A 12,709-nucleotide genomic window follows, 5' to 3' on the forward strand; every position below is an offset into this window, starting at 1 on the left:
TTTGCCTTTTCTGTGGGTCGTCTTGCCGCTTTTCTGACAGCCAGCAGACACGGTTATCATCTACAAATCTATGAAGCGGCGGACAGAAAGGCACAGCATGGATCGCAAAGTTCTTTTGATTGTTCTGGACGGTGTGCCTTGGCGCAATTTTCGTCGGCTTTTCGGCAATCTTGAAGGCTGGGTTCAAAGCGGCGACGCGCAGGTCTGGAAACACCGCGCCGTGCTGCCGTCAATCTCAGCCACCTGTTACGCGTCGATCCACACCGGCGTCACACCGCAGGAACATGGATGCACCGGCAACGGAAATGTTTTTCGCCTGCGCCACAAAGACATCTTCAGTCAAGTACGCGAATCTGGTGGCATAACCGGGGCTGTTACGCACAGCTTTTGGTCGCAGTTCTTCAACCGCCACCCGTTCGACTATGTCCGTGACGTCGAATATGACGAACCGGACAGCAAGACCATCAACCACGGGCGGTTTCATACGATGACCGGCTACGGGAAAGACAACCAGATGACCCCGTCGGATGTGGACCTGTTTGCCACGTTGACCAACCTGTGTCTGCGCTTTGATCTGGACTATGGCATCCTTCACACCTGCACACTGGACAGCATGGGCCACCGGTACTTCCACGAGTGTCAGGAAATGGACCATGCCTGCTTTGTCATGGATGAAATGCTTGCTCCCTTCATCCCGCGATGGCGGCAATTGGGCTATGAGGTCATTGTGACGGCTGATCATGGTCAGGACGAGCGTGGTCACCATGGCGGCCGCGGAACGCTGCAGCAGGAAACCGCACTGTACTACTTTGGAGACGCAACGGGGCCGGAAGCAGATTACGTCGTTGACCAGCTACAATTGGCGCCGACCATCCTGAACCGCATGGGCGCGCCCATTGCGGACACTATGAAAGCGACGCCCTTTTTGACCTGAGGCCGACGCGTCAATCGTATGACCAGATCCCCTGCCCCAGCGCCTCGATTGCGATGGAGATTCTTTCAAAGCTGTCCGCTGCCCGCTTTACGCTGGTGCGGGCACGCAGATATCCGTGAACCAATCCAGGCTCGTTGATCCAATGCGCTCGTCCGCCGGCTGTAACGATCTGTTCACAATAGGCCGACCCATCATCCCGCAGCGGATCGCAGTCTGCCGTCACGACCACGGTCGGCGGTAGACCCGTGAAATCGGTGTCCTGCAGCGGGGCGGCGGTTGCATCGCCTTTTGGCACCTCGCCCCCAAATCGCATCTTTTCGTAAAACAGAACATCCAACTGGGTCAAAAGCGGCGCATGGGCATGTTCGAGATATGAGCCTTTGAACGAGTCACCCCCCAATCCGGGATAGATCAGAACCTGCCCCAGGATCGTCGCATCGCGACCCCGACTATAGTGTGACACCGCAGCCGCCAGGTTACCTCCGGCGCTGTCACCAGCCAAAACCATGGAATCCGAGAATTCCTGAACAGCCCATTCCACCGCAGTGCAACTGTCCTGAAACTGAGCCGGGTGCAGGTGTTCGGGGCACAACCGGTAATCAACAGACATCACACGGTAGCCGGTCTGCGCACAGATTTCCGCACACACATCATCATGGCTGTCGAGACCGCCCACAACAAAACCGCCGCCATGAAAATAGGCGACGGTTCGGGTTGGATCTCCGGCTGTGTAAATACGGACCGGCACACCGTTAGCCGACCGGTCCTGCACACTTACACCTGCCGGGCGCTTCTGGCGAAACTCCTGACACATCGTGTCATACACGCGCCGCTGATCAGCGATGGTCAAGCCAACCGCATCATCCGGATAGCATTCAGTGGTCCGCCGGATGAACCCCCAGGTTTCCTCGTCAATCAGACGCTCATAGTCCATCGCCCCTCCAGATCAGTCAGTCCACTCCCACGGCCGGGTGAACGATCCCAGCGCTTTACTGACATCGTCTTCGGAGGAGCCGTTCGCGTCAAGCTGTGCGACAAGCCCGCGTTTCTTGTCGTCAATAACAGACACAACCCGTGCTGCCACATCGGCCGCTTCCAACGCACCGTTGTAAATCCGGGTGATCGCCTGTTTGCGCAACTCGGGCTTGAAGACCTTGCCCACCGCCGTTTTAGGCAGCTCAGGCAGGATCGTCATGTGTTTGGGCTGCGCCGCGCGTTCGTGCACGTGGACTTTGCAGTATTCCATCAGCGCCTCTTCGGTCACCGACGCCCCCTCGACCAGTTCGACAAAGGCACAGGGCACTTCGCCGGAATAGGCGTCCGGCTGACCGATAGCTCCCGCGAAGGCGACGGCCTCGTGACCCAGCAAAGCCTCTTCGATGTCAGCAGGATCGATGTTGTGGCCACCGCGGATAATCAGGTCTTTTGCACGCCCTGTGATCCACAGATACCCATCTTCGTCAAACCGGCCCAGATCGCCGGTGCGCAGGTATTTGTCGTAGTGGTAGAGGTTGGTGTTCTTATCCGCTTCGGTATAGGTATTGCCTGGATATACACCCGGATTGGAGACGCAGATTTCGCCGATCTCGTCCACAGGACATTCAGTGGGTCCGTCCGGTCCGTCCTGCAGGATTTTGACATCCGTATAAGGGAAGGGAAAACCGATCGAGCCGATCTTTTTCTCGCCATCCACGGGATTACAGGACACAAGACATGTGGCCTCGGTCAGGCCATAGCCTTCGACGATGGTCACACCGGTCGCCTCTTCGAAGCGGCGGAACAACTCAACCGGCAACGGCGCCGATCCCGAGAACGCAGTTTTGACGGAGGAGATATCCGCATCCACCGGTCGCTGCATCTTGGCAGAGATCGCCGTTGGAACGGTGATGATAAAACTCACCTTCCAGCGCTCAATCAGCTTCCAGAAATTGTCGAACACGCCATCCCCGCGATAACCTTGGGGCGTCGGGAAGATCACATGCGCACCCGACGAAACTGCAGCCATCATAATGACATGCACGGCAAAGACGTGGAACATTGGCAGCGGGCACATGATGACGTCGTTCTCATCGAACAGAAGCGTGTGGCCAAGCCAGCCATTGTAGACCAGGCCGGAATACTTGTGTTGCGCGACCTTGGGCATGCCGGTTGTCCCACCGGTATGAAAGTAACAAGCGACCCGGTCTTCCTTGCTGTCTTCGAAGGTCAGCGTTGTCGGTTGTTTGGCCAGTTCCTCATTGAAATTCTTGTAATCCGCGTGTGCCAGATGTTCCTTGTCACCCATCTTTGGGCGCAACAACGGGACCAGCCAGGATTTTGGCGGTGTCAGGTAACGGTTCAGGTCGATTTCCAAAATGGTGTTGACATGGGGCGCATGGCGAACCGCCTCTTCGACCTTCTGCGCCACATCCGTTTTCGGGAAGGACTTCAGCGTCACCACCACCTTTGCATTGGTTTCACGCAAAATAGCGGCAATTTGCTCGGGTTCCAAAAGCGGGTTGATCGGATTGACGATCCCCGCCACCGCACCACCCATCATGGTGACAAGCGTCTCGGTACAGTTGGGCAGCACATAGGCGACCACATCGTTCTCACCGATACCCAATGACCGAAACAGGTTTGCCGCCTGATTGACCTGACCCAGCAAACCGGACCATGTCAGCGTTTCCGCCTTGTCCTTTGGGCCAGAGAACAGCTGGAAACTGATCGCATTATGGTTTGGGAATTTCTCAGCCGTCCGCGACAGCAATTGGTGAAACGTTACCGGCAGGTCGCGATCTTCCCACGGCATTTCCTGCTCGATCCGTACTTTGTCCTCTAGACCCACAAAGGCCATGTGGCTCCTCCCCTTGTTTTTCTCCTGCGCGCGGCACGGTTATGATCCCTCCTAAGATGGGACCATAACCAAGGCAGCGCAAGCAAGGGCTTAGCGACTGAGGTGTGGAAAATGTAGAATGACGCTGCGACGGAAGGCGGACTGCCCGTACGTCACTTCATTCAGCGGCGACACCATCGGTGAATTGCAGCCGGGCAAGACGCGCGTAGAGGCCACCCTGCACCACCAAATCATCGTGGGTGCCTTGCGCAACGATCCGCCCCGCATCCAACACCACGATACGGTCAGCCTTCTTCACCGTTGCCAGACGGTGCGCCACAATCAGGGTTGTGCGTCCGGCGCGCATCTGGTCAACCGCGCCCTGCACTGCACGCTCGCTTTCGGCGTCCAGCGCGGATGTCGCTTCGTCCAGCAGCAGAACCGGCGCGTCACGCAGGATGGCGCGGGCAATGGCAATACGCTGCTTCTGCCCCCCCGACAGCATCACGCCCCGCTCACCAACAAAAGTCTCATAACCTTCCGGCAAGGCGGTGATAAAATCATGCGCAGCGGCGGCGCGGGCAGCGGTTTCAACTTCGGCGTCGGTGGCGTCGAGACGGCCAAAACGGATGTTTTCGCGGGCCGAAGTGGCAAAGATCACCGGATCCTGCGGTACCAGCGCCATATGCCCGCGAAAATCAGCGCGGTTCAGGCTCCGCAGGTCCTGGCCATCCAGAGTGATGCCTCCGGAATTCGGATCGTAAAACCGCTGTATCATCTGGATCACGGTTGTTTTGCCAGCACCCGATGGACCGACAAATGCCACGGCCTCACCCGGTTTCACGTGCAACGAGAAGTGATCAAGCACCACCGCCTCCGGACGCGCCGGATAGCGGAAGATGACATCATCAAACCGGATTTCTCCGCGAACGGGTTGTGGCAAGGCCCGTGCGCCTGACGGATCAGAAACCGTATCTTCAGCATTCAGCAATTCCACCAGTCGCTCTGTCGCGCCAGCCGCCCGCTGCAGCTCGCCCCAGATTTCGGACAAGGCGGCAACCGACCCGGCCATGATAACCGAGTAGATTACGAACTGGATCAAAACGCCCTCGGTCATGGCACCGTTGCGTACGTCGTTGGCCCCCATCCAGAGGACACCGACAATACCGGAAAAGACCAGAAAGATAACAATCACGGTCAACACCGCCCGCGTCCGAATACGCCGCAGTGACACAAGATAGGATGTCTCGGTCAAATCGCCGAACTGCGCACGGCTCGCCTGTTCGTGGGTAAACGCCTGCACCGTCTGCACCGCCCCCAGCGATTCGCCCGCGTTGCCGGAAGAGGCGGCGATCCAGTCCTGATTTTCGCGGCTGATCACACGCAGACGGCGGCCCAGACCGAGGATCGGAATAATAACCACGGGTACAAGCAACAGCACCAGTCCGGTCAGTTTGGGTGAGGTCAGAAGCATCAGAACCAGCCCGCCGACAAACATCAGCGTGTTGCGTAACGCAATCGACACCGATGAGCCGAGTACCGACTGGATCAGCGTCGTGTCCGTTGTAATGCGGCTCAGCACCTCACCCGTCATGATGCGTTCGTAGAATTCCGGGCTCATGGCGATGACACGGTCGAACACAGCCTTGCGAATGTCGGCCACAACACGCTCTCCCAACCGGGTCACAAGTGCGTAGCGGATGCCGGTGCCAATCGCCAGAATGGCAGCAACACCCAGCGCCGCCAGAAAGTACCAATCCAGCAATTCGCCATCCTCAATACGGAAATTGTCGACAACGCGACGCACCGCAAGCGGCAGGGTCAGGGTCATGCTGGCCGTCAGAACAAGAGCCAGCGTCGCGCCAACCATCAGCAGCGTATACGGTCTCATGAAGGGCCAAAGCGAGACCAGAACACCCAGCTTTTTTGAGCCTGCTCGTTCTTCGCTGGCTCCCGGAGCGGGCGCGGTCGCTGGGCTGGCGGCGGTGTTTCTAGCCATATCGGGCCTGTGTTTCCTCGACGGTCCTGATTTCACGTTTCTTGGCCGTAGCAGCACCTGGGGTCAAGCGACACGACGTGGAATATCGAACAGAGAGGGCCATTTGACGCAGAGATTTCAAACTGGATTTGTCTGTACTGCGCGACGAGAAAGCAATCCTGGCCTGACTTTCAGAATCCGAACAATCCCATTTCTTTAGGGGTTTTGCTCAGCAGACCGATGTGATTTTGCCGATTTTCGCAGGGTGAACCCATTGGAGCGGGCGGCGGGATTCGAACCCGCGTCATTAGCTTGGAAGGCAAGCGTATGAAGTACTCTTCCAATAATTTTTTGAATATTTTACTGCGTCGCAGCAAGATACTTTGTAGGAGATATGTCGGACGGAAACTCCTGGAGCGGGTAGACGGAATCGAACCGACATAGCCTGCTTGGAAGGCAGGGGCTTTACCATTAAGCTATACCCGCTCAAGGTTTCGCTTTCCTATGTGATGGCCAAGTGGGCGTCAAGAGCGAACCACCACTTGGCAAAATTGACCCGAAAGAAAGATGTTTCTCAGGTTTGCGAGGTAGATTTGACCGAAGGTGTTATGCTTGATATCGCAGGTGTTCTGTTTCAAGGCGACAAGTCCTTTTCGGATGCGGCGGAGGCGGTCTTAACAATTCGCAACACAGGACTTCCGGCTCGTTTTCTTACCAATTCAACCCGGCGACCGAAGCGGGTTATTCTGGAAAAACTCCAGGGCTTCGGAATAGACGCGAATGCGGCAGAAATCCTTACACCAGCTGCTGCCGCGTGCGCTTGGCTGGAAGAAAACGGTTTTGCGCCACATCTGCTGATTTATCCGGATCTTGAAGAGGACTTTGCAACCTGCTTGAAATCAGGCCCGAAAGTGGTCATCGTTAGAGATGCCGGCCGCTTCTTCACCTATGAACGTTTGAACGCGGCTTTTCGCCTGATCAAAGACGGAGCCCCGTTTCTTGCATTGGCGTCGAACAGGGTATTTCGCGGCACAGACGGGGAATTGAGCCTGGATGCCGGCGCTTTCGTCCGGGCGCTCGAGTATTCGAGTGGAACAGATGCTCTTCTGTTTGGGAAGCCTTCACCAGCCTTCTTCCGCTCCTCCGCCCAAAGCATGGGGCTGGAACCTGCTGACATAGTAATGATTGGCGATGATGCCGAAAGCGATATCGCAGGCGCTTTGAAGGCTGGCTTAGGCGCAGCCATTCTTGTCCGAACCGGAAAATACCAACCTGGCGACGAGGCGCGCCATGACCCGCGACCCACCACAACCGCAGACGGTGTTCGAGCCGCTGTAGAGTTTGTCATTGAGGGGGGTGATTGAATACCGCCGAACGATCGTTGCCCTAGCGGTAGCTGCGTCGCGCAAGAGCAATAAATCTAACGCTGTAAGCGGCGGCCAGACGTAGATATGGTATCAATGTTGGTTGGGCCATCACTACGGCGGGACCAAAGGACTGAACGCGCCAAGGGCTTATGCAACGTCCGCCAATCGCAAACACCAGACTTTGCGGATCTCCGGAGACAGCCCAGAGTCGACCTTGACCGCGAGGTAAGATTGCTGCATTAGCAGCTCGTATTCTGTTGAAAAACTCTGTCTTGATCGAAGGCCATCTGGCTGATTCAATTCTCTTATTGAATGGGAGTTTGGATGATGATGGGACCAAAACAGGAAACTCAGGCTGAGCTGTTCTATGAGTTCTCCCTGGAGGAACATGTCCCGGACAATCATCTGCTGCGGTCGATTGATCGATTTGTTGACCTGAGTAGTATCCGCAATCATTTGGCGGATTTTTACAGTCATACTGGTCGCCCTTCCGTCGATCCCGAGTTGCTGATCCGCATGCTGCTGGTGGGCTATTGCTTTGGCATCCGGTCGGAACGGCGGTTGTGCGAAGAAGTGCACCTGAACCTTGCGTATCGCTGGTTCTGTCGCCTCGATCTGACTGATCGAGTGCCGGATCACTCTACCTTTTCCAAGAACCGCCATGGTCGGTTCCGCGAGTGAACTCTTGCGGCACGTGTTCGAAACGACAGTGGCGCGGTGCATCGCAGAAGGTTTGGTCAGCGGCCAGCGTATGGCGATTGATGCCAGCTTGATTGAGGCAGAAGCGACCAAGCAGTATTCAGCGTCACAAGAAGAATGGGATGCTGCACAGATCGATGCCAAGACCGCACCGCGCGCTGTTCGGGAATATCTGGAAACCCTGGATGAGGCCGCGTTTGGTGCTGCCTCGCCAGTCAAGCCTAAGTTCATTTCATATTCGGACCCTGCCAGCCAATGGACAGCGGCGCACAAGGCACCAGCCTTCTTTGCTTACTCTGATAACTACCTCGTTGATACAGATCACAGCGTGATTGTGGATGTGGAAGCGACCAGATCCATCCGGCAAGCCGAAGTGGGGTCGACAAAGACGATGCTGGACCGGGTGAAGGACAAGTTCGACCTCGTCCCCGACTGGATGATCGCCGATACCGCCTACGGCTCAGGCCCGATGCTCGGCTGGCTCGTGGATCGCAAGATCGATCCTTACATCCCGGTCATCGACAAGGCCGGACGCCCCGACGGCACCTGGACACGCACAGACTTCGAATGGGACGCTGAGCATGATCAATATATCTGCCCAGAGGGTCACGCGCTTAAACAGTTCCGCCGGAATTACTCTGATCCAAACCGGGGGCCGTCGGGCAAGGGCACAGCCCGCTATCGCGCCTTGAAAGAAGTCTGCCAGGTATGTCCGTCCAAACAAAGATGCTGCCCCAACGCTGATGCACGCAAAATCACCCGCGAAGAGCACGAAGATGCGCGCCAGGTCGCCAGAGATCTGGCCAAAACTGAAGAGTACCAGATTGCGATGAAGCTCAGAAAGAAAGTTGAGATGCTCTTCGCCCACCTCAAGCGCATCCTAGGCCTTGGACGGCTCCGATTACGTGGACCGTGCGGCGCAAATGACGAATTCCTCCTCGCCGCCACCGCCCAGAACCTCCGCAAATTGGCGAAAATCTTTCCCGCACCGCAGCAAACGCGAAACGCCTGACCAGAAAGGCGCTCGTGCCGTGCTCAGGTCACCCCATTCTGCGACTGCAACACGTTGTTTTTCAACAGAATCCTCGCATTACTGACATTCGCTGCGAATGCAAAACTCATGTCCAGTCGAATACAGATCCCACATCAACCATAAAGAAGATGAACCTAAAGTTGAGTGAACAGAAAAACTCATTACACTTGCCAGTATTTCATAATCGAGCCTCGCGTTTGCGACGGGCCGATTGGCGCGCCTTGATGATCTATTTCTAATCGACAGCTATGACCAACGATGTTTCAGGCATGTGGGTTTACCGCAGCCTTTTGAACAACCCAGACCCGGCAGTTCCTTTTGACAATCTCGCCTTTGGCCTAGGTACGATTTAGTTCACCATTGATGACTGCGAATTGACCGGCACTCTTGGCGGGGCGGGGTGGCAATTGAGCCTCACTGGCACGGTGACAACGGGCACTGCAACCCAAATGTCGTGGACAGTGCGTGGCGTCATCGGGGGTGAAGTCTGAGTTTATGATTGCCCCGGTTACGTCACGCCTGATTGGCCTGGCCGCATTAGTCAAGTCGACACAATCACCGGTTCGGTCATTCGCTAAGAAGCCCATTCAGGCGGTCAGACAACCGCCGGTTTCACAGCAACATTTTACGCTGTGCCCGTATGGCGTGGGCGCATTTTTGGATACTTGTTTTTAGGAGATAGCCAATGTTCACGCGCCAAAACGTCTATGAAATAGGGGATGATTGGGCTGATCCTGTTCTGTGGTACGCTCGCGGGATCAAGGCAATGCGGGCCCGCCCACTGGACGATGTCACATCATGGAAATTCTACGGCATCATTCACGGCTATTTGCGGCTGCTGTGAGACATTCCGGGCATCACCACGGCAGGTGAACCGGAGCCAACCCAGGCCGGCATCGACACCTATATCAACCGGTGTCAGTATCAAGGCTGGTTCTTTCTGCCGTGGCATCGAGGCTATCTGTTGGCGCTCGAACGGATGATCCGAAACGAGATCCAGACGTTGGGCGGCCCCCACGACACCTGGGCCCTGCCCTATTGGAGCTATCTAGAGACGGGGCGTGGTCAGATCCCTCCGGCTTTTCGCTCTTCTGCATGGCCAGATGGCGCGGATGACAATCCGTTGTTTGTGCAGCAACGCTGGGGGCCGATGGCCTTGGACCCGACGTATGACCCCGGAACCGAGATCAGCGTGAACCCCATGGCGGATCGTGAATTTTCCGGCCCCAGCAATGGCGGAAGTACCGGGTTTGGCGGGCGGCCAACGTCGTTCAACTGGTTGGGTGGCGACAACGGCGGGGCGGAATGGCAACCCCACAACATCATGCACGTGCGCATCGGTGCGCAAAGCCTGGCAGATTTCCTCCCGCTGCCGCCGCCGAACCATGAAGTTCCCATCCCGGGCTTGATGAACGATCCGCGCACGGCGGCCTTGGACCCGATCTTTTGGCTGCACCATTGCAACATCGACTGCTTGTGGGAAAGTTGGAACAGCTTTCCTCCCGGCAAACCTCAGATCAATCCAAACGACTGGGGTAATCCAAACAGAGCGAACTGGAACGATGGGCCCGCCGCACAGGGGGACCGCGCCTTTGCGATGCCCCGGCCAGATGGAACGCAATGGGCCTTTACGCCAGGCGAGATGATCGGCCTCGAGGATTTGCAGTACGATTACGATGATCTGACACCCGGCCCAGATGTGCCCACGGGAACTATGCTGGACCGGGCGCCTAGGGCTCGACACCCCGGCGGCCCCTAAGGCAAGAGCTGTGACAATTGCCCTGGGCATTAATGAAAAGATGGCCGAGTTGATCGGTTCAAAGGCTGGCAGAGTGACGCTGGCTGGCACAACGACCCAGCGCAGCAGCGTTACGCTGGATACACCTTCGATGACGCGACTTACCGCAGCTTTATCAGGCGCAGTGGCCGCACCCAGCCCTCCGGACCGGGTATTTCTGAAACTTGAAAAGGTGCGATCGAAATCGGATGCGGTGGTATTTAAGGTCTATGTCGGTCTGGCCGAATGTACCGATCCCACAGACGCGCGGGAGCATCTGGCAGGTACTATATCGCTATTTAGCGGCGCTCTGGCCAGCGACCCCAACGACCTTCCCGCAGGCAACGGCATCACCTATGTGATGGAGATCACTGCCATTATCGACCGGCTACATCTGGGCGGCGCCTTGGGTGCGGATGAGTTAAGCGTTGATCTGGTGTCCGCAGGCGACGTGCCCGGCGGAGCCAAGTCTGAGATTGGCAATATCAGCCTTTACCGTCAAAGCGAATGACACCAGTAATATCTGTGCGCTGGGGCCTTGCGGCCCTAGCTTGGGGTGTAATCCTGGCCCGCCGCGGACCTTTGGCGTTGCTGCTGGTCATGTGCACCGAGGCCTTGATCACTGGCCTGCCCAGCGTTGCGGCGGTGTTGTATGCACTGTGTTGGCTGCCAACCGAGCATTTGGCGGCTAGCTGGATGGTGATGGTGTTGGCGATGATGTAGCCCCTGGCGGGACCTGCCCAGATCCACACGCGCGCCCGCAGCCCGGCCAACGGGTGTCTGTCCATCGCGTGCGAGCGGTGGGCAGGCGTGGCAGGCGTTTAATGCCTTTTGCTTCCAGCGGGTCACTTGCCATGCTAAAGCAATTTAAGTTTAGTGTTCTGCCGCCAAATGAACTATTCGAAAATTCATCCACATTTGTATGAGCTGTTGTTTAAACCTTTTGGCTCAGTAGATCGTCCGAAAAGTCGGGTTGCAACCATCCAAACTTATTTTGCTCGCACCCATTGTTCTCAAGGGCCATCGTTACGGGTTCAGCACTGGAACTCTGAGAAAACGCCAGGCTCGGAAGAAACAGTACCTGACCTAGCAGTGGTGCCAAAACCAAAACAAATCGATATCCAGACGGTTGGGTCAATACTTTCTGTGATGGCAGGCGATGTCCGGTCAGATTTAAACAAGAACCAAAATTTCTTGGTCTCCGCCAACCGGGGATGTCAGTTGGTAACAAACTCAAACCTTACCAAGTATCGGCACATCTTATGGCTGCACTGGAGAAACTCATTCCCGCACGGCAAGCACAGTTAAAGCACGAATTCAAGACCGGGAATTCGTAGTTATTGCGACCTGCGAGTATTCTAGCACCAGGGTCTGACGGCGTGACGCCAAACCCGATCTGTCTTTAGTTTGCGAGAAAAGTCCTCCGGCTTCTCGCCGCTTGCCACATTGCCTCGTCCGATGAGGTGAATACTATCGGTCTTTCTCGATCCGGTTCATAATACTGTTGGGCAGATCTTGCCTAGCATCTCCTTCGGTGGAGTATGTTGGAACTTCGTCCTACGCACTCCACCGAAGGATATGTATGATGGGTGTTTTGAGGGAAGATATTGAAGGCGACATTGGCTCTGTGCCGCGTTGCCAAACCTGCAGGTCGGAACGAGTTATCCGGAATCCCTGAGCGTGGTGAAACCCGCAAAGCTGGTTTGATCGCGCACAGAAGCGCCACACCAACACATCCGGGAGATCAATCACCGGTTTCGCCGAACGGAACTTGGCAATGGTCAGGTTCTGGTCACCGGCAGCGATCAGGCACACGGCGTTAAGTTCCTTTTGGCAGCTTTAACCGCTGTTCGAGACCTTGAAGGGCTATGACTCGAAGATTAATGAGTTGGAGCGGCAGTAAAAGATCGTGCCACCCAAGAGACGGCTGGAGGATTGTATCGAACTCACCTTCAAGCCATTGTTATTTATACGAAAACCGAAGTTACACGGTCAAGAAAACAGTTCTCAGATTAGGATTTGCGGAGCCCCTTCGGTATAACCCAGAAGGAGTGTATCGAACTACCACTTTCACCTTTCCTTTCAATGCGTCATTGGGAATTATAG

At 56.1% G+C, this 12,709-nt stretch carries 9 protein-coding genes, 1 tRNA gene and 1 pseudogene; 7 read left to right on the top strand and 4 right to left on the bottom strand.

Annotated features, from left to right (window positions below; genetic code table 11):
* Nucleotides 1–97: 97 nt before the first annotated feature.
* Nucleotides 98–934 carry an alkaline phosphatase family protein gene (locus ACR3ES_RS18525; protein ID WP_170433880.1) on the top strand — a complete coding sequence of 279 codons (837 nt, stop codon included), beginning with the start codon at nucleotides 98–100 and terminating at the stop codon, nucleotides 932–934.
* A gap of 10 nt (nucleotides 935–944) precedes the next feature.
* Here the strand turns inward: ACR3ES_RS18525 and ACR3ES_RS18530 are convergent, their stop codons facing one another.
* The 4 genes from ACR3ES_RS18530 to ACR3ES_RS18545 form a co-directional block, all read right to left on the bottom strand.
* Nucleotides 945–1,868 (bottom strand): alpha/beta hydrolase, encoded by a 924-nt coding sequence (locus ACR3ES_RS18530; protein ID WP_170433882.1) that lies wholly within the window; start codon nucleotides 1,866–1,868, stop codon nucleotides 945–947.
* Between the two features lie 12 nt (nucleotides 1,869–1,880).
* Nucleotides 1,881–3,770: an acyl-CoA synthetase gene (locus ACR3ES_RS18535; protein WP_170433884.1), complete on the bottom strand. Its 1,890-nt coding sequence runs from the start codon at nucleotides 3,768–3,770 to the stop codon at nucleotides 1,881–1,883.
* A gap of 157 nt (nucleotides 3,771–3,927) precedes the next feature.
* A complete protein-coding gene (locus ACR3ES_RS18540; RefSeq protein ID WP_170433887.1) occupies nucleotides 3,928–5,748 on the bottom strand; it encodes an ABC transporter transmembrane domain-containing protein in 1,821 nt (606 codons plus the stop codon).
* Nucleotides 5,749–6,139: 391 nt separating this feature from the next.
* A tRNA-Gly gene (locus tag ACR3ES_RS18545) sits at nucleotides 6,140–6,213 on the bottom strand.
* Nucleotides 6,214–6,335: 122 nt separating this feature from the next.
* Here ACR3ES_RS18545 and ACR3ES_RS18550 point away from each other — a divergent pair.
* From ACR3ES_RS18550 to ACR3ES_RS18575, 6 genes and pseudogenes are all read left to right on the top strand, one after another.
* Nucleotides 6,336–7,091: a TIGR01458 family HAD-type hydrolase gene (locus tag ACR3ES_RS18550; RefSeq protein WP_480426390.1), complete on the top strand. Its 756-nt coding sequence runs from the start codon at nucleotides 6,336–6,338 to the stop codon at nucleotides 7,089–7,091.
* A 330-nt stretch (nucleotides 7,092–7,421) separates the two neighbouring features.
* Nucleotides 7,422–8,805: pseudogene (locus ACR3ES_RS18555) on the top strand (IS1182 family transposase).
* 706 nt (nucleotides 8,806–9,511) lie between these two features.
* On the top strand, nucleotides 9,512–9,670 hold the full coding sequence (locus ACR3ES_RS18560; protein ID WP_170434695.1) for a hypothetical protein: 159 nt from the start codon (nucleotides 9,512–9,514) through the stop codon (nucleotides 9,668–9,670).
* Between the two features lie 117 nt (nucleotides 9,671–9,787).
* Nucleotides 9,788–10,585, top strand: a complete 798-nt coding sequence (locus ACR3ES_RS18565; protein WP_480425512.1) for a tyrosinase family protein — start codon at nucleotides 9,788–9,790, stop codon at nucleotides 10,583–10,585.
* 10 nt (nucleotides 10,586–10,595) lie between these two features.
* Entirely contained in the window at nucleotides 10,596–11,114 is a 519-nt protein-coding gene (locus ACR3ES_RS18570; RefSeq protein WP_170434691.1) for a DUF7868 domain-containing protein, read from the top strand.
* Nucleotides 11,111–11,326: a hypothetical protein gene (locus ACR3ES_RS18575; RefSeq protein WP_170434690.1), complete on the top strand. Its 216-nt coding sequence runs from the start codon at nucleotides 11,111–11,113 to the stop codon at nucleotides 11,324–11,326. Before ACR3ES_RS18570 ends, ACR3ES_RS18575 begins: the two co-directional genes overlap by 4 nt.
* Nucleotides 11,327–12,709 lie beyond the last annotated feature (1,383 nt).

It is taken from the genome of Ruegeria sp. B1, from assembly GCF_056535885.1.